The following is a 16,944-nucleotide window of genomic DNA, read 5'->3' on the forward strand; positions in this document are numbered from 1 at the left end:
GGTCAATAGCGCAGCACCCTCGCGCCGATGAGCGCGCCGAGCCCGGCCACGATCAGCGCGGCCACCGTGTACCAGGTGGCCACGAACAGCGGCGAATCGTCGGTGCAATGCGCGGCATAGAGCGTCGCCGCCATGCCCGCCGAGACCAGCCCGGCGATCGCGCCCGTCATCGCCGGACGCGACGGCGCGCCATGGCGCAGACCGAACAGCGCGGCGGCCAGCAGCGGCAGCGACAGCACGGGAATGGCGCTCATGCACACCATCGAATTGTGGCCGACCAGCCGCGCCATCATCGGCGTGCGCTGCGGCAGCATCATCTCCGCCGCCATGCCGCCGACGAGGACGATGATCGGCGCGATCAGGAGCCAGCTCCAGCCCTGCAGCGAAGCTTCAGGGCGCGACAGATGCAGGCTGATGATCAGCGCCGGGATCGCCAGCGCCGTGGTGACGACGAACTTCAGGTCGAAGAACGGATTGCGCACCGCGAGCCAGATGTCCGGCCGGACGCCGAGGCCGATGAGCAGCATGGCGGTCGAGACCGGCGTTGCCGCCATCAGGGCCAGCGCCAGCACGATGCCGACCGGCTGCGCGCGCTGCGCATTGTCGGCGGCGAGGGTGCGGATGAGCTGATCGGTGTCCATGGTCAGGTATCCCGTAGCTTGGCCGTGAGGCTTGCGAGCGCGCGGTGCAGCGCCACCCGCACCGCGCCCTCGCTCATGGAAAACTTCTCCGCGGTCTGCTTGATCGAGGCAGCCTCGACTGCGATCGACTGCAGCACGTCGCGCTGACGCTGCGGCAGGGTCTTCAGCTGCGCCTCGACCTCGCCGGCCGAGACGGTGGGCGCCGGCGGCTCGTCGGCCAGCGTCTCCGAGAAATCGTCGATGTCGACGAACACCCGCCGGCCGCGCCGGCGCAGCATGTCGATCAGCTTGTTGCGCGCGATCGCGAACAGCCAGGGCGCGAACGGCGCGTGGACGTCCCAGGTGTGCCGCTTGAGATGAACCGCCAACAGAATTTCCTGCACGATGTCCTCGGCCTGGTCGGGGGGCTGACCGGCGCGCGCCAGCCCGCGCCGTGATGCTGCGCGCAACACCGGCGTGATCGCCCTCAGCAGGCGATGATAGGCCTCGTCGTCACCGGCGACGGCCTGGCGCATCCAGCCCGTCCACTCGTCGTCACGCTCGCGCAACTCCGCTCCACCCCCAGCAATTCGCCCGAATCGTCAGCTTGTTACTCTCGCGACATCCTGATCACTAATTCGTGATGCGGGCATTGGCCTCGGAACCATCCGAGTTACGCCACAACGAGAGCACGCCACCGGGCAAGTCTTGGAACCGCTCCATAGCACCGAATCGAAAGGTGCATGATCAGGTTTAATGGGCCGCGCCGCAAAGTGCGGCGCCGCCCAGCTTTTGCCGTGAGCGGCAGGAAGATACCCATTTTCTGCCCCGTTCTCGACATCTGTCGGGGTCTCACTCCGGCCTGGGCTGGCGGGATGGGGAGAGAGCCGACGATGACGATCCAAGCCAGTGGACGTTCAGCATTGATCATTGCCGCCGCGTTCGTTCTGGGCCTCGTTGGCACTGGATTCGCCCGCGCGGCCGAACAGCAGAGCTACAGTCCGTTCTTGCCGGTGGGGTCCGAGAGCGCTCCGGCGGCGAAGCAGGACGGATTCCCGGCGCCGATGCCGGTCGAAGCCCAGGCTCAGGCCGCACCTGCGGCGGAATCGGCCGATGCCGCGCCGAGCGATGCGCCGGCGGCCTCGGACGTCACCGTGAACATGGTCACGGTCAGCAATGACGACAGCTCCGGCTGGGACAAGGCCTCGATCATCGGCAAGATCTTCATCGCCTGCGGCACCCTGCTCACCCTGGGCTCGGCGGCACGGATGTTCATGATCTGAGGCGCCGCGCGGCGCCGCACCTACTTGATGCGCATCGATCCAGCGGGCACATTGCCCGCTGTTTTGATTTGCGGGGTGGGATCATGAGCGTTTACGAGCACATCATCGTCGAAGGCAAAGGCGCGGTCGGAATCATCACCCTGAACCGGCCGAAGATGCTCAACGCGCTGTCGTTCGGCGTCTTCCGCGAGATCGCCGCCGCCGTGGATGATCTCGAGGCCGACGACGCCATCGGCTGCATCGTGATCACCGGCAGCGAGAAGGCGTTCGCCGCGGGCGCCGACATCAAGGAGATGCAGCCCAAGAGCTTCATCGACATGTTCTCGAGCGACTTCACCGCGATCGGCGGCGACCGCGTCGCGCGCTGCCGCAAGCCGACGATTGCGGCGGTCGCCGGCTACGCGCTCGGCGGCGGCTGCGAGCTCGCGATGATGTGCGACTTCATCATCGCTGCCGACACCGCGAAATTCGGCCAGCCCGAGATCACGCTCGGCACCATCCCGGGCATCGGCGGCACCCAGCGCCTGACGCGCGCGATCGGCAAGGCCAAGGCGATGGACCTCTGCCTCACCGGGCGCATGATGGATGCGGCCGAGGCCGAACGCTCCGGCCTCGTCAGCCGCATCGTGCCGGCCGACAGGCTGATGGATGAGGTGATGGCTGCGGCCGAGAAGATCGCATCGATGTCGCGCCCGGCAGCGGCGATGGCCAAGGAGGCCGTCAACCGCGCCTTCGAGACCCCGCTGTCCGAAGGCATGAATGTCGAGCGCAACCTGTTCCACGCCACCTTCGCGCTCGAAGACCGCGCCGAGGGCATGGCTGCGTTCATCGAGAAGCGCAATCCGGTGAACAAGAACCGCTGAGATTGCTGCGGGTCACTCGCAGCTGAACGAATCGATCCGCCTCTCATGTCGACGGGCGCACCTCACCCGCTTACCAAGCGCGTATCCGCGCGCCGGGCCGCAGCACTGCGACAAACGGCCTGTGGCGAGCACGCCACAACAAACCATGGAAAAGCCCGCCGGATTCCACATCGGCGGTTTGTGTGTGGCCGCCATCCGCCCTAAACAGGTAAACAACTGGTTAAGACAGTGAGACGCGGCGGAGTCGGATGGTGGGTCGAGCCAAAGAATTTGGCGTCGGCAAGATGCGTGTGCGAAGGATCGGCCTCGGCCTGACCCTCGCGGGCAGCCTTGTCGTCGTGTGCTCGCCTGCGCGCGCCGAGGATCTCGCCGCCGCGCTCGCGAAAGCCTATCAGACCAATCCGGCGCTGAATGCGGAGCGCGCGCGCCAGCGCGCCACCGACGAGAACGTGCCGCAGGCGCTCGCCGGCTATCGTCCGCAACTGATCGCGAGCCTCGGCGCCGGCCTGCAGGCGGTGCGCAATCTGCTGCCCAACAACACGATCCAGACCGCGACATTGAAGCCCTGGACCATCGGCGTCACCGTCACGCAGACGCTGTTCAACGGCTTCCGGACCGCCAACAGCGTCCGCATGGCCGAGCTGCAGGTGCAGTCGGGCCGCGAGGCGCTGCGCAATGTCGGCCAGGGCGTGCTGCTCGACGCCGTCACCGCCTACACCAATGTGCTCGCCAACCAGTCGCTGGTCGAGGCACAGCGCTCCAACGTCGCCTTCCTGCGCGAGACGCTCTCGGTCACGCAGCGCCGTCTCAATGCCGGCGACGTCACGCCGACCGACGCCTCGCAGGCCGAGGCGCGGCTGTCGCGCGGGCTGTCCGATCTCAACGCCGCCGAGGTCAACCTCGCCATCAGCCAGGCGACCTATGCCCAGGTCATCGGCATGGCGCCGGGCCAGCTGCGCGCGGCCGACCCGATCGATCGCCTGCTGCCGCGCAGCCGCGAGGACGCGATTGCGCTCGGCAACAAGGAAAATCCGGCCGTGGCTGCGGCGAGCTTCGACGTCGACGTGGCCTCGACCTCGATCAAGGTCGCCGAGGGCGCGCTGCTGCCGAGCGTGACCCTGCAGGGCGGTGTCAGCCGCAGCCGCGATTCGGATCAGACGCTGGGTACCTTCGGCACCGACCAGGCCTCGATCGTCGGCAGCATCACCGCGCCGATCTATGACGGCGGCACGGCGGCGTCGCAGACCCGCCAGAGCAAGGAGCTCGCGGCGCAGAGCCGCCTCGTGCTCGACCAGGTCCGCAACCAGGCGCGAACTGCGGTGGTCAGCGCCTGGGTTGCCAACGAGGGTGCCAAGGTCGCCGTCAGCGCCTCCGAGGCCGAGGTGAAGGCCGCCACCATCGCGCTGCAAGGCGTGTCGCGCGAGGCCCAGGGCGGCCAGCGCACCACCGTCGACGTGCTCAACTCGCAGGCCGATCTGATCCAGGCCAAGGCACGGCTGATCGGCGCGCAGCGCGACCGCGTCATCGCCTCCTATACGCTGCTCAGCGCGATCGGCCGGCTCGACGTCAAGAACCTCAATCTGAATACGCCGGACTATCTGCCCGAGGTGCACTACCACCAGGTGCGCGACGCCTGGCACGGCCTGCGCACGCCCTCCGGACAGTAGTGCGAGCGGTCATCGCTCAAGGCCGACGACCTTGCTTTGCCGATATTGCCGGATAGTCTGACGCACGACCGACTCCGGGGCTGTCATGACGGCATTGCGTTACCTGTTGCTTGTTCTCGTTCTCATCAGTTCAGGCAGCACCGCCGCGCTGGCGGACAAGCGCGTCGCGCTGATCATCGGCAACTCCGCCTACAAGACTGTCGCCAGGCTATCGAACCCGGCCAACGATGCGAAGCTCGTCGGCGACATGTTCCGCAACGCCGGCTTCGAGCGCGTCGACGTCAGGCTCGATCTCGGCGTGCAGGAGATGCGCCGGGCCTTGCGCGAGTTCGGGGCGCGGGCGCGCGAGGCCGAGGTCGCGGTGATCTACTACGCCGGCCACGGCATCGAGCTCGACGGCACCAACTATCTGATCCCGACCGATGCCGCGCTGGAGGCGGACAGCGACGTTCTCGACGAGGCGATCGCGCTGGAGCGCGTGCTGTTCGCGATCGAGCCGGCCAAGCAGTTGCGCCTCGTCGTGCTCGACGCCTGCCGCGACAATCCGTTCGCCAAGACGATGAAGCGCAGCGTCGCCTCGCGCAGCATCGGACGCGGCCTCGCCAAGGTCGAGCCGTCGAGCCCGAACACGATGATCGCATTCTCGGCCAAGGCCGGGTCGACCGCCGCCGACGGCGACGCCAGCAACAGCCCGTTCGCAACGGCGCTGGTGGCGCATCTGCCAAAGCCCGGCCTCGATCTGCGCCGCGCGTTCGGCTTCGTCCGCGACGACGTGCTGAAGGCGACCGGCTATCGCCAGGAGCCCTATGTCTACGGATCGCTCGGCGGCAACGACGTGGCGCTGGTGCCGGTCGTGCAAGCTCCGAGCGCGGCGGCCGATTCCGACGCAGCGATGCGGCGCGACTACGAGCTCGCCGAGCGCATCGGCAGCGAGGCGGCGTTCGATGCCTTCATCGAGAAATATCCAAGCGGATTCTACGCCGCGCTCGCCAGGGCGCAGCGCGCCAAGCTCGCGCCGGCGGCAGCCAACGTCGCCGCGCCCGCCACGACCGACGTCACGCGCAGCCCGCCCGAAGCGTCAGGGCAACGTGCGGACAAGCCGCCCGCGGCGTCCGAGCCAGCCAAGCCCGCGATGGTCGCGGCGTTGCCGCCGCCCGCGGACAAGGTCGCGCCGCCGGACCCGGCACGCGAGCTTGCCAGCGAACTGCGGCGCGTCGGCTGCAGCACCTCCGACAGCGACGGCACCTGGGATCTCAACGCGCGCCGGGCGCTGGAGCGCTTCAACAAGCAGGCCGGCACCCGGTTCGATACCAAGCTCGCCAGCCTCGACGCGCTCGACGCCGTCAAGGCGAAGACGGCCCGTGTCTGCCCGCTGCTCTGCCCCAAGGGCCAGCGCGCCGACGGCGATGCTTGCGTCGCGATCGCCTGCCCCGCCGGTCAGGCGCGCGATGCCGACGGCGACTGCGTGAGGCGCAAGGACGAGCCGGTCGCGAAGAAGCCGGACGAGGCGCTCAGGCGCGACGAGCCGGCGCGCAAGAAGGAGCCGGCGGTGGCGACGCGCTCCGAGCCGGAGCCGAAGCGCGTCAGCGGCGGCGGCCGCTGCACGAGCATCAGCCAGCGCTGCGCGATCGAGATCGGCGGCCGCTGCAATCCCGCCACCGGCCATTGGGAATACGGCCGCAACGGCGCCGGCGGCAACACGATGTCGTTCAACAACTGTATCGGCCGGATGATGGCCGGGCGGCGCTGAGCGGACGGCCGCGTCCGGAGACGAGACAACCGGGGCGATCTGGAACAGGCGCGCGAACTCGCCCACAATGGGCGGCAACCGGAGGCGCGCATGCTGTTCATGGTGATCGAACGTTTCAAGGACCGCGATCCGATTCCGGTCTACCGCCGCGTGCGCGATCCCGGCATCACGTTTCCCGAAGGGCTCAAATATCTCGGCAGCTGGATCGAGCCGAACTTCGACCGCTGCTTCCAGCTGATGGAATGCGACGACGCCCGCCTGCTGCAGCAATGGGTTCTCGCCAACGCCCGCGACACCGGCATGACCTTCGAGATCGTGCCGGTGGTGACCAGCGCGGAGACGCGCGAGGTGGTGGCGCCCTTTTTGGATGAGAATCCACTCGCGGGCGGACGATGCTCGACATCCTGACGCAGGTGCTCGCCGCATGCATCGTCTCCTACGCGATCGCTGTTCTAATGCCGTCGTGGCGGGCGTTGCTCGTGGCGACGCTGATCGTCGTGCTGCTGACTGCGTTCGACGGGATACGGCATTGGTGGTCGCCAGCGTCGGATCGTTGTCACAGCACCTGTACACTCAACGATCTGCTCGCCATTCCGCTGCTGCCGATTGCGAGAGCAGGCTTCTTGACCGGAGCAGCGATCCGCGCACTGACCTTCCTTCCGCATGCCCAAAGACTGTCGTCGCGGGCGATCATCATGATCTTGGTTGCCGGAGGGCCCATCGCCATCGCAATCGTCTTGTTCGCGCCGGATGTTGTTTTCTGGCACCCGCCCGGCTGGGCTAGGCTCAGTCGATCGACACGGCCCTGCCCGAATTCGCTACCCCTCGAACGAAAACAGCTCGATCGGGTCGCTGAAGCCGCGTACCGGAAATTCGCCGACGCGCTCCAGCGCGAACGGGCCCTCGACGAGCTCGGCAAACGCACGCGACATCAGCACGGGACGGCCGACCTGCTTGGTCAGCGCCTCCATGCGCGAGGCCATGTTGACCGCGGGTCCGATCACCGTGAAATCCAGACGTGTCTGCGAGCCGATGTTGCCGTACATCACGTCACCGACATGGATGCCGATGCCGTAGCGGAGCGGCGCCCGGCCGCTCTCGGCGTTGCGTGCGTTCAGCTCCGCCATCGCCTGCCTGGCGCCAGTCACGGCATGCAGCAGGTTGGCACAGGCTGCGGGCTCGGTGAGCGGAAAGATCGCGAGCAGGCCGTCGCCGATGAACTTCAGGATCTCGCCGCCGTGCTGCGTGATCGGTTCCACCATCGCGTCGAAATAGCCGTTGAGCAGATCGATGACATCGTCGCGCGGCCAGTTGTCGGAGATCCTGGTGAAGTCTCTGAGGTCGCAGATCATGATCGCCGCGCGCACCGTCGTGCCGCTGCCGCGCCGCGTCGCTCCCGCCAGGACCATCTCGGCCGCATGCGGCCCGACATAGGTCTCCAGCAACGTCCGCGCCAGGCGGTTCTTGATGCGAATCTCGCTCACCAGCGCCAGCACCGGCAGCAGCCGCTGCAGCGCGTCGATGTCGGCCTGGTCGAAGCCACCGTGGCGATCGGTCGCGAACGTCACGAAATGCCGCTTGCCGAGCGTGTGATATATCGGCCAGGCGACGTAGTCGGTCAGGCCCTGCGCCCGCATCTCGTCATAGATCGCATGCTGACGGCCGAGCCTGGGATCGCGCGCCAGATCTTCGCGAATCTCCTCGGCACCGCCGTAGATTTCGGCGCCGGGGCTGCCGATGAATTCGGACCGCTCGCGGACGTCGTAGTCGATGCGGGCGATCTCGGCCCCTTGCATGCCGTCGCTCCACAGCATCCGGGCGCCGAGCCATTGCGGATGGTTGATCTGAACGTGCAGCGAGGCGCGCTTGAGCGGAATGCCGGCGCGCTGCAGCCGGATGCACATCTGCGCGAAGATGTTGTCGATGAAGCGCTCGTCGCGGGTGCCGTTGGTGAGCCAGTCCACGACCTCGTCGCCCAGGCGCTGGCCAGGGGCGAGATGGACGTCTGTTGCGGTCATGGCGATCTCCTGGCGGCTCGGCGTCGCGGTCCAGGAGATGTCGTGCCGCAATGCGAAAGAGTCAATCGACGTCATCGCATCGCGGCCCACCCGGATGGGCAGGATGCGCCGGCTCCTCATCGGTTCGGTGAGCCGGGCGCGCCTCGCGCGATGGGGCGGATGCTGCACACCCGCCCCATCGGCTCACATCACAGGATCAGAAGTGCACCACCGTCCGCAGGCCGAGAACCACCGCATTGCCGGTTTTGACACCGGCGCCATTGAAGCCCCGCCCGCCCGGATTGATGACATACTGGGCGTCGAACTTCAGGTTCATCCAGCCGGTCGCCTGCCAGCCATACCAGGCCTCGATCGGCACCTCGTTGCCGCCCGCATTCGGCGTCAGCGCCGCCGAGTTGACATGCGTGGTGCCGACCGCGAAGCCGACCTCGTCGTCGGGACGGAACGAGAAGGTGCCGGTGTGCTTGACGCCCCAGGAGATCTGGTAGTCCTGATACGCGGTGCGGTGATCGGCGACGCTGGTGTTGAGGAAGGTGTACCAGCCCTGCGCCTTGGGACCCTCGACCGTCAACCGCTGCAGGATCGATTCGTAGAAGCCGTAGCGGCCGCGCTGGCTGCTGAGGTTCTGATCGCCGACGCCGGGGCCGCCGGCATACACGCCGGTGATGCCGGGCAGACCGCCGTCGATGGTCGAGGCGCTGTCATACCAGCCGCCGACGCGCCAGGTGCCGTTGAGCGGACCGCTCGGTTCATACACCACCTCGACCGGCACCAAGACGCCTGCGGCCGGATTCGAGCGCGGAATGCCCGGCGCGAGATAGACGCCCGCGTCCGACGTCGTCAGATAGTTCGGATTGGCGTCGTAGACGCCGACCGACAGCTTCCATTCCTTGGTGAAGTTGTAGTGCACGACGCCGGCCCACTGGCTCACCGGCCAGTTGTAGATGTAGCCGCCCTGGATGTTGCCCGGCTGGCCGCCGCAGAAGGTCAGGTTGATGAACTCGCACTGGCCGAAGAAGAAGTCGGAGCCGACCGGCAGCCGGCCGCCCTTGAGCACGAGGCGGTCGTCGAACAGCTTCTGCTGATAGTAGAACTCGGTGAGGCGCAGGATGTTGCCGCGGCCGAACACCTCGTTGGTCAGCTGCAGCGCCGGAATGCCGGCCTCGCTGTTGAGATTCTTGCCGAAGCGATCGACCAGCGTCACGCCGATCATGCCGCCCTGGATGCCGGCGAGCTTGGCCATGTCGAACTTGGCCTCGAACCACAATTGCCCGGCATTGGCCGCGGTGTTGCGCGAGCCACCCGACAGATTGGTGACGGCTTCGTCGCCGAGCGTGAGCGCGAGCGAGATGCCCTGCTCCTTCAGCCTGGTCCGGCCGAGATCGCCGAACAGATACGGCCGCGTCCAGAAATCATCGACACCCGCATAGGGAATCGGCGGCGCCTTCATCGGCAGATCGGCCGCGACCGCACCACCGCCACCCAACAAACAAGACAAAGCAACCCCTACGCCGCACATGCGCGCGGTCGTCGCAAACCCACTCATTTTTCCTGCTCCTCGCAGCGTCCCCAGGCTCTGGATGTTGTTCTGTCGCGCCCGGCCCAGAGCCTCCGTCCCGGCACGCGCTTCCCCACGGCTCATCCCCGGCCGCCGCCCATTCGAGGGGCGATTTCGTCAACCTGAGATTGGATGGCAATCCTAGCAAGCGCCGAGGCGCCTTTGAATAGTCATATTATATTTGGGAGTCGGTATAACCGTAACTGTGACATCAGCGTCACATGCCGCATTGCGGAATATCTGCTGTTCAGATCCGACCACGTGAAGCCGGCCGTATGTCGCTACGCTCACGAGCGGCTCGCCTGGAAGCACGATGTCTCCGCGCGTCATTGGAGAGGAGCTGCGAGTTCGAGAGCTCTCGGGCCGAGACAACTTCCTAGCGAGGCTGCGCATCTTGAACGAGGGCATTCCACTCATCGCGAACGGCGTCCCGAAGCAGACCAGGAGGGATCGCGCCCACGTTCTCTGGCGCAAGATGACTAGGCTGTGGGCTGCATGTCTCGATCAGGAAATTGACGGCATCGTCTGTTGTCTCAACCCCAGCGGCTTTGGCCGTCGGTGCATACGTGCGGACGCAGGCTTTGAGGTTAGAGACCACTTGACGCAGTCTGTCGTTCGCAGCCCGTGCTGATACTAACAGCGCAGCGGCAACAAGCAGCAATGCAATTGCCGTTCTCAAGGCATCGATCCCCATGACATCGAGCCCATCAGAATTGCATCGGCAGTTATGCGGTTTAAGTGTGTAAACACCAGTTACGCGTCAGCCGAGGGTCAGCCAGCTTCGGAGAAAAAAACTGCCTTGTGGCGTCACTGCAAGCTTACTTCCAGTTGCACCCTGATAGCGTAAACTTCCGCCGCGGACCGAAAGGCCCGAGACGGGCCAGAAGCGCCCTTGGTCTCCGGGTGACGTGCTGCGCCGGGCGAGTCGGAGCGATCGGGCCAAATTCGGTCGTGACCTGTCGTCGTTGATTTGCCCGACGAGCAGCGTCCCGGCCGTTCATGCAACGAAATTGGTCTCGGCCACCCCAAATCGGCCTTCGCCGGAACGGCGCATTTCATCAGCAGCTTCAACGCCATCGCCCGTTTCAAGGGCTTCGCGCAAAAATAAATCACTTCCGAAAATCAGCAAATCATGTCTATTCTCTCCACGTTCCGGTCCGGATGAGGGGCGTACGCGTCGTCACGAAACGTTGGGCCGGCAATGCGGTGGACGTGAGGGCATCAGCGCGCTTCATGCGCGGACGATTGATGCGCTCGCGGACGTGAAGTCGCGTGGTCCTGACACCCCGAAGCTGGTGTCCCCGCGGCGGCGAGCGAGAAGCGCGTCGTCGCGCACGGTGGCCAACAAGCCCGGTGCACCGAGGAGATCGCGTATAAGCGTTAAAACCGCCGCGCAGGGAATGCCGGATGAACCGGCTTTGCCTGTGGTACCTGCCGCCTGCATTTTTTTCCGCAGGCGGGCCATGGGTGAGGCCCTCACCCGGCATTCCCTGCGCCCTCATCACTCTCGAGGGCGGACGTCTTCCGCATCTCCTGGGTGCAATCGCGCCGCGGGATGGTGCGCGCGCGCCCGGCTGTTTGACTCGTTGGAAGATGGAATGAGACGCGCGCCTGCCGTCGCCAACGACGTACGGAATCCGCGCGCAGCCCCTACTCGTCCGTCTGGTCGTCGTGCTCGGCCTGCGACAGCTCGGCAAGGGCGAGGTCGCCGGAATCGGCCATGCGCGCCTTGGCGATGGTCCGGACATGCGCGGCGAGCGCCGGCATCCGCGCGATCAGCGCATGGAAATCCTGCGCGTCGAGCACCAGCAGCCGGGTCTTGCGCGTCGCCGTCACGGTGCCCGAGCGCTTGGTCCGGTGCAGCAGCGCGATCTCGCCGAAGAACGTGCCGTCGGCGAGCTTGACGCATTGCGTCGGCAGCTCGATCTCGACCTCGCCGGCAGTGATGAAATACATCGAGGAGGCGGCATCGCCGCGCCGCACCAGCACCTCGCCGGATTCGATCGTGCGCGCGCGCAGCAGCCGCATGATGTCGGCGATTTCGGACGCCGAAAGATGCGAGAACAGCGGCACCCGCGCCAGCATGCCCCAGGTGACGACGAAGTCGCGCCGCTTGATCTCCTCGGCGAACGCGGTGGAGATGATCGCGACCGGCAGCGCGATCATGGCGAAGCCCCAGATGATCGCGAACACCGTGATGATGCGGCCGAGCGGCGTCACCGGCACGACATCGCCATAGCCGACGGTGCCGAGCGTCACGATCGCCCACCACATCGCGTGCGGGATGGTGCCGAACTTGTCGGGCTGGACGTCGCGCTCGACCGCATAGAGCAGCGAGGCGAACAGCAGCACCGCGCCGGCCAGGATGACGAGGCAGCCGATCAGGATGCGCCGCTCGGCCTGCACCGCCGACAGCAGCGAGCGCAGCGCCGGCGAATAGCGCACCAGCTTGAGGAACGGCAGCACGATGCACACCGCTTCCAGGCTGCGGTCGCCGAGCACGAGCGCAATCGCGGCCGGCACGAAGGACAGGAGATCGATCAGGCCGAGCGCTGACAAGGCGTAGGCGAGCCGCTCCCGGTGCGGCGACTGGCGCCGCGGCATGTGCCCCGCCACGCTCCAGAGCCGAGCGACATACTCCGCGGCAAACACGATCAGCGAACAGACCTTGATCGCTCGCAGCAATCCGCCAATGGCGGCCGCGATGTTCGGGTCGGAGGCCAGCACCACCGCCAGCACGTCGAGCGTGATGACGAGCACGATGAACTGGACGACGCGCGAGCCGTGCGTGCTCGGCAGATGGTCGTGCTCGAGCAGCTCGTACAGCCGGTCGCGCAGATCGGGATCGCGAACGCTCTCGCCCGGCCCGAGCGTCGGCACGGTCAGCCTGCCTTGCTGATCGCGCTCTCGATCGCGGCCAGCGCAGCCTCCGCCTTGGAGCCGTCGGGACCGCCGGCCTGGGCCATGTCGGGACGGCCGCCGCCGCCCTTGCCGCCGAGCGCCTCGGACGCAGCCCGCACGAGGTCGACCGCATTGAAACGCGAAGTGAGATCGGCGGTGACGCCGACCACGACCCCGGCCTTGCCGTCCTCCGAGGTCGCGACAAGCGCGACCACGCCGGAGCCGAGCTGCTTCTTGGCGTCGTCGGCCAGCGATTTCAGATCCTTCATCTCGATGCCGGTGACCACGCGCCGGAAAAACTTGATGTCTCCGATCAGAGTCGGACCTGTGCGGCCTCGCCCCTCCATGCTATCGGCAGCTTCCCCTGCTGACATGACACCGCTGACCCCGCCACCCATCGCGAGCTTCTTGCGCGCGTCCGACAGCTCGCGCTCGAGCTTCTTGCGCTCCTCCATCAGCGCGGTGATGCGCGCCGGCACGTCCTCGACCGTGGTGCGCAGCTCGGCCGCCGCCGCCTTGGCGAGCGAGAGGTTGTGGTTGGCATGCGCACGGGCGCCGCGCGCCGTCAGCGCCTCGATGCGGCGGACACCGGACGCCACCGCACTCTCCGAGGTGACCGCGATCAGGCCGATGTCGCCGGTGCGCCTGACATGGGTGCCGCCGCACAGCTCGACCGACCAGCCCATGGCGTTATTGCCGTGATCACGCGCGGCGTTGCCCATCGAGACGACGCGGACCTCGTCGCCATATTTCTCGCCGAACAGCGCGCGGGCGCCGGCCTCGCGGGCATCGTCGAGCCCCATCAGGCGGGTCGTGACCTCGGCATTCTCGAGCACGACGTCGTTGGCGATGTCCTCGACGCGGGCGAGCTCATCCGGGGTGATCGGCTTCGGATGGACGAAGTCGAAGCGCAGGCGGTCCGGAGAGACCAGCGAGCCGCGCTGGGCGATGTGGTCGCCGAGCACCTGGCGCAGCGCCTCGTGCAGGATGTGGGTCGCCGAGTGGTTGGCGCGGATCGCCGAGCGCCTGGTGTGGTCGACGTCGAGCTGCAGCGCCGCGCCGAGCTTGAGCGTGCCCTGCTCCACGGTGCCGATGTGCGCGAACAGGTCGCCAGCCTTCTTCTGGGTGTCGGTGATGCGCACGCGGACGCCGTCGCCGGTCATGAGGCCGGTGTCGCCGACCTGGCCGCCGGACTCGCCGTAGAACGGGGTCTGGTTCAGGACGATGACGCCGCTCTCGCCGGCCTTGAGGCTGTCGACCTCGGCGCCGTTCTTGACCAGCGCGGTGACCGCGCCTTCGGCGGTCTCGGTCTCATAGCCGAGGAACTCGGTGGCGCCGAGCTTCTCGCGCAGTTCGAACCAGACGCTCTCGGTCGCAGCCTCGCCGGAGCCGGCCCAGGCGGCGCGCGCCTTCGCCTTCTGCCGGCTCATGGCATCCTGGAAAGAGGCCTGATCGACGCTGATGCCACGCGACTTCAGCGCGTCCTGGGTCAGGTCCAGCGGGAAACCGTAGGTGTCGTACAATGTGAAGGCGACGTCACCGTCGAACATGTCGCCCTTCTTCAAGCTGGCCGACTGCTCATCGAGAAGGGCAAGGCCGCGCTCCAAGGTCTTGCGGAACCGCGTTTCCTCCAGCCGCAAGGTCTCCTTGATCAGGCTCTCGGCGCGGCCGAGCTCCGGATAGGCCTGACCCATCTCGCGCACCAGCGCGCCGACCAGCTTGTGCATCAACGGCTCGCGCGCGCCGAGCAACTGCGCGTGGCGCATCGCGCGGCGCATGATCCGGCGCAGCACGCTCCCGCGCCCCTCGTTCGAGGGCAGCACGCCGTCCGAGATCAGGAACGACGAGGCGCGCAAATGGTCGGCGATGACCCGGAGCGACGCCTTCTGCGGGCCCTGCGGGTCGGCATTGGTGAGGTCGGCGATGGCGCGGATCAGGGCGACGAACAGGTCGATGTCGTAATTGTCGTGCTTGCCCTGCAGCACCGCGGCGACGCGCTCCAGGCCGGCGCCGGTGTCGATCGACGGCTTCGGCAGCGGATTGCGGACCCCGCCCTCGAGCTGCTCGTATTGCATGAACACGAGGTTCCAGATCTCGATGAAGCGATCGCCATCGGCCTCCGGCGAGCCGGGCGGGCCGCCCCAGATCTTGTCGCCGTGGTCGTAGAAGATCTCCGAGCACGGGCCGCACGGGCCGGTGTCGCCCATCTGCCAGAAATTGTCCGAGCCGGCGATCCGGATGATGCGCGATTCCGGCAGGCCGGCAATCTTCTTCCAGAGGCCGAACGCCTCGTCGTCATCGATGTAGACGGTCGCGGTCAGCTTGTCCTTCGGGAGGCCGAACTCCTTGGTGACGAGCGTCCAGGCGAGCTCGATGGCGTTCTCCTTGAAATAGTCGCCGAAGGAGAAGTTGCCGAGCATCTCGAAGAAGGTGTGGTGCCGGGCGGTGTAGCCGACATTGTCGAGATCGTTGTGCTTGCCGCCGGCGCGCACGCATTTCTGCGACGTCGTGGCGCGGTTGTAGGGCCGCTTCTCGACGCCGGTGAAGACGTTCTTGAACTGCACCATGCCGGCGTTCGTGAACATCAGGGTCGGGTCGTTGCGCGGCACGAGCGGCGAGGACGGCACGATCTCGTGGCCGTTCGCAGCGAAGAAATTGAGGAAGGTCGACCTGATCTCGTTGACGCCGCTCATAGCAATCCAATCGAAGAAGTCCGGGAATTCGGCGGCAATGCTTTTAGACAAGGCGACTTCGCGTGTCCAGAAACTGTGCAGAAACATCATGGGCTTGCTGCACGGCTCCTAAAGCTGGTTGAAAGCCGCCGTGACGCGTTGACAGCTTGCGCGGGCTGGTGTTTGGTCCCGGACATAGACGACAGTCGCGTCGGGAGAGACTGGCCTTTGAGGTTCTGGTTGAACGTCAAGGGTCGGCGCCGAAGGAGCAACCGCCCCGGAAACTCTCAGGCAAAAGGACCCTCGCGACTGCAACTGCATCTGGAAAGAGACGCTTGTCCGGTTTTGACCGGGACGCGTCCGCCGACGGGATAATACTCTCAGGCACAGCGACAGATGGGGCTTCGGTGGCGTTTTTCGGGACTGGTCCCGAGGAACCGCGCGAGGATCCCTGATCGATGGCTGAACCGGCTGCCCCCCCTTTTTTGAAGCGAACGCCGCTCCATGCGCTGCATGTCAGCCTTGGCGGCAAGATGGTGCCCTTCGCGGGCTATGAGATGCCGGTGCAGTACGCGCCCGGCGTGCTCAAGGAACACCTCCATACCCGCAGCGCGGCCGGGCTGTTCGACGTGTCCCACATGGGGCAGGTCGCGCTGGTGCCGAAATCCGGCAAGGTCGCCGACGCCGCAGCCGCGCTCGAGCGGCTGGTGCCTCAGGACGTCATCGGCATTCCCCCGGGCCGGCAGCGCTATGCCCAGTTCACCAATGCCGAGGGCGGCATTCTCGATGACCTGATGGTGGCGAATTTCGGCGAGCACCTGGTGCTGGTGGTCAACGCCGCCTGCAAGGACGCCGACATCGAGCTGCTGCGCGACGGGCTGTCCGACGTCTGCGAGGTGCAGCCGCTGACCGACCGGGCACTCCTGGCGTTGCAGGGGCCGAAGGCCACGAGCGTGCTGGCGAAATTCTGCGCTGATGCCGAGGGCATGCGTTTCATGGATTCCGGCCCGCGCACGGTCGACGGGCTCGCCTGCTACGTCTCGCGCTCCGGCTACACCGGCGAGGACGGCTACGAGATCTCCGTTCCCGCCGACAAGGCCGAGCAGCTCGCCGAAGCGCTGCTGTCGGACAAGGACGTGCTGCCGATCGGGCTGGGCGCCCGCGACAGCCTGCGGCTCGAGGCTGGGCTCTGTCTCTATGGCCACGACATCGACACGACGACGACCCCGGTCGAGGCCGCGCTGGAGTGGTCGGTGCAGAAGGTCCGCCGCAGCGGCGGCGCGCGCGCCGGCGGCTTCCCCGGCGCTGACAAGATCCTTGCCCAGTTCGATGGCGGTGCGACACGCCGCCGCGTCGGCTTGAGGCCCGAGGGCCGCGCGCCGGTGCGCGAGGGAGCTGCGCTGTTCGCGTCGGCCGATTCAGCCGAGCCGGTCGGCCAGGTCACCTCTGGTGGCTTCGGCCCGACGCTGAATGCTCCGGTCGCGATGGGTTACGTGCCGACCACTCTCTCTGCGCTCGACACCCCGTTGTTCGCCGATGTGCGCGGCCAACGCCTGCCGCTGCGCGTCGCCGCCATGCCCTTCGTTCCCAACACCTACAAGCGCTGAAGGAC

The 16,944-nt window shown here is 66.8% G+C and carries 13 protein-coding genes and 1 riboswitch; of the genes, 6 read left to right on the plus strand and 7 right to left on the minus strand.

What is annotated here, in order from left to right; all coding sequences use genetic code 11:
• Positions 1–2 precede the first annotated feature (2 nt).
• Positions 3–641, minus strand: coding sequence for a DUF1109 domain-containing protein (locus tag ACQR13_RS00480; RefSeq protein WP_315753096.1), 639 nt, complete (start codon positions 639–641; stop codon positions 3–5).
• Between the two features lie 2 nt (positions 642–643).
• Positions 644–1,189 carry a sigma-70 family RNA polymerase sigma factor gene (locus tag ACQR13_RS00485; protein ID WP_315753097.1) on the minus strand — a complete coding sequence of 182 codons (546 nt, stop codon included), beginning with the start codon at positions 1,187–1,189 and terminating at the stop codon, positions 644–646.
• 324 nt (positions 1,190–1,513) lie between these two features.
• On the opposite strand from ACQR13_RS00485, the gene ACQR13_RS00490 reads away from it, so the two are divergent.
• From ACQR13_RS00490 to ACQR13_RS00510, 5 genes are all read left to right on the plus strand, one after another.
• Positions 1,514–1,903 (plus strand): hypothetical protein, encoded by a 390-nt coding sequence (locus ACQR13_RS00490; protein WP_315753098.1) that lies wholly within the window; start codon positions 1,514–1,516, stop codon positions 1,901–1,903.
• A gap of 83 nt (positions 1,904–1,986) precedes the next feature.
• Entirely contained in the window at positions 1,987–2,766 is a 780-nt protein-coding gene (locus tag ACQR13_RS00495) for an enoyl-CoA hydratase (RefSeq protein ID WP_315753099.1), read from the plus strand.
• 248 nt (positions 2,767–3,014) lie between these two features.
• A complete protein-coding gene (locus ACQR13_RS00500; RefSeq protein ID WP_315753100.1) occupies positions 3,015–4,433 on the plus strand; it encodes a TolC family outer membrane protein in 1,419 nt (472 codons plus the stop codon).
• Between the two features lie 85 nt (positions 4,434–4,518).
• Entirely contained in the window at positions 4,519–6,183 is a 1,665-nt protein-coding gene (locus ACQR13_RS00505; RefSeq protein WP_315753101.1) for a caspase family protein, read from the plus strand.
• Positions 6,184–6,273: 90 nt separating this feature from the next.
• The gene (locus ACQR13_RS00510; protein WP_315828238.1) at positions 6,274–6,591 is read left to right on the plus strand and encodes a DUF3303 domain-containing protein; all 318 of its coding nucleotides are present in this window, start codon (positions 6,274–6,276) and stop codon (positions 6,589–6,591) included.
• Positions 6,592–7,001: 410 nt separating this feature from the next.
• On the opposite strand, the gene ACQR13_RS00515 is transcribed toward ACQR13_RS00510, so the two are convergent.
• From ACQR13_RS00515 to alaS, 5 genes are all read right to left on the minus strand, one after another.
• A complete protein-coding gene (locus tag ACQR13_RS00515) occupies positions 7,002–8,201 on the minus strand; it encodes an adenylate/guanylate cyclase domain-containing protein (protein WP_434862496.1) in 1,200 nt (399 codons plus the stop codon).
• A 196-nt stretch (positions 8,202–8,397) separates the two neighbouring features.
• Positions 8,398–9,747, minus strand: a complete 1,350-nt coding sequence (locus tag ACQR13_RS00520; protein WP_315828237.1) for a carbohydrate porin — start codon at positions 9,745–9,747, stop codon at positions 8,398–8,400.
• Between the two features lie 1,009 nt (positions 9,748–10,756).
• Complete coding sequence (locus tag ACQR13_RS00525) at positions 10,757–10,888, minus strand: hypothetical protein (RefSeq protein WP_316171163.1); 132 nt, start codon at positions 10,886–10,888, stop codon at positions 10,757–10,759.
• 521 nt (positions 10,889–11,409) lie between these two features.
• Positions 11,410–12,639, minus strand: a complete 1,230-nt coding sequence (locus ACQR13_RS00530; RefSeq protein WP_434842012.1) for a cyclic nucleotide-gated ion channel — start codon at positions 12,637–12,639, stop codon at positions 11,410–11,412.
• 2 nt (positions 12,640–12,641) lie between these two features.
• A complete protein-coding gene (alaS, locus tag ACQR13_RS00535) occupies positions 12,642–15,353 on the minus strand; it encodes an alanine--tRNA ligase (protein ID WP_434842036.1) in 2,712 nt (903 codons plus the stop codon).
• A 181-nt stretch (positions 15,354–15,534) separates the two neighbouring features.
• Positions 15,535–15,645: riboswitch (glycine riboswitch) on the plus strand.
• 145 nt (positions 15,646–15,790) lie between these two features.
• Here alaS and gcvT point away from each other — a divergent pair.
• Complete coding sequence (gcvT, locus tag ACQR13_RS00540) at positions 15,791–16,939, plus strand: glycine cleavage system aminomethyltransferase GcvT (protein WP_315753107.1); 1,149 nt, start codon at positions 15,791–15,793, stop codon at positions 16,937–16,939.
• Positions 16,940–16,944: the final 5 nt, after the last annotated feature.

The organism is Bradyrhizobium sp. HKCCYLRH3059 (assembly GCF_051168035.1).
Lineage (GTDB): Bacteria > Pseudomonadota > Alphaproteobacteria > Rhizobiales > Xanthobacteraceae > Bradyrhizobium.

Excerpts from the sequence above, each read along its gene's own strand:
- ACQR13_RS00480 (WP_315753096.1), bottom strand. The coding sequence starts at position 641 with ATGGACACCGATCAGCTCATCCGCACCCTCGCCGCCGACAATGCGCAG.
- ACQR13_RS00495 (WP_315753099.1), top strand. The coding sequence starts at position 1,987 with ATGAGCGTTTACGAGCACATCATCGTCGAAGGCAAAGGCGCGGTCGGA.
- gcvT (WP_315753107.1), top strand. The coding sequence starts at position 15,791 with ATGGCTGAACCGGCTGCCCCCCCTTTTTTGAAGCGAACGCCGCTCCAT.
- ACQR13_RS00505 (WP_315753101.1), top strand. The coding sequence starts at position 4,519 with ATGACGGCATTGCGTTACCTGTTGCTTGTTCTCGTTCTCATCAGTTCA.
- ACQR13_RS00500 (WP_315753100.1), top strand. The coding sequence starts at position 3,015 with ATGGTGGGTCGAGCCAAAGAATTTGGCGTCGGCAAGATGCGTGTGCGA.
- alaS (WP_434842036.1), bottom strand. The coding sequence starts at position 15,353 with ATGAGCGGCGTCAACGAGATCAGGTCGACCTTCCTCAATTTCTTCGCT.
- ACQR13_RS00510 (WP_315828238.1), top strand. The coding sequence starts at position 6,274 with ATGCTGTTCATGGTGATCGAACGTTTCAAGGACCGCGATCCGATTCCG.
- ACQR13_RS00515 (WP_434862496.1), bottom strand. The coding sequence starts at position 8,201 with ATGACCGCAACAGACGTCCATCTCGCCCCTGGCCAGCGCCTGGGCGAC.
- ACQR13_RS00520 (WP_315828237.1), bottom strand. The coding sequence starts at position 9,747 with ATGAGTGGGTTTGCGACGACCGCGCGCATGTGCGGCGTAGGGGTTGCT.
- ACQR13_RS00490 (WP_315753098.1), top strand. The coding sequence starts at position 1,514 with ATGACGATCCAAGCCAGTGGACGTTCAGCATTGATCATTGCCGCCGCG.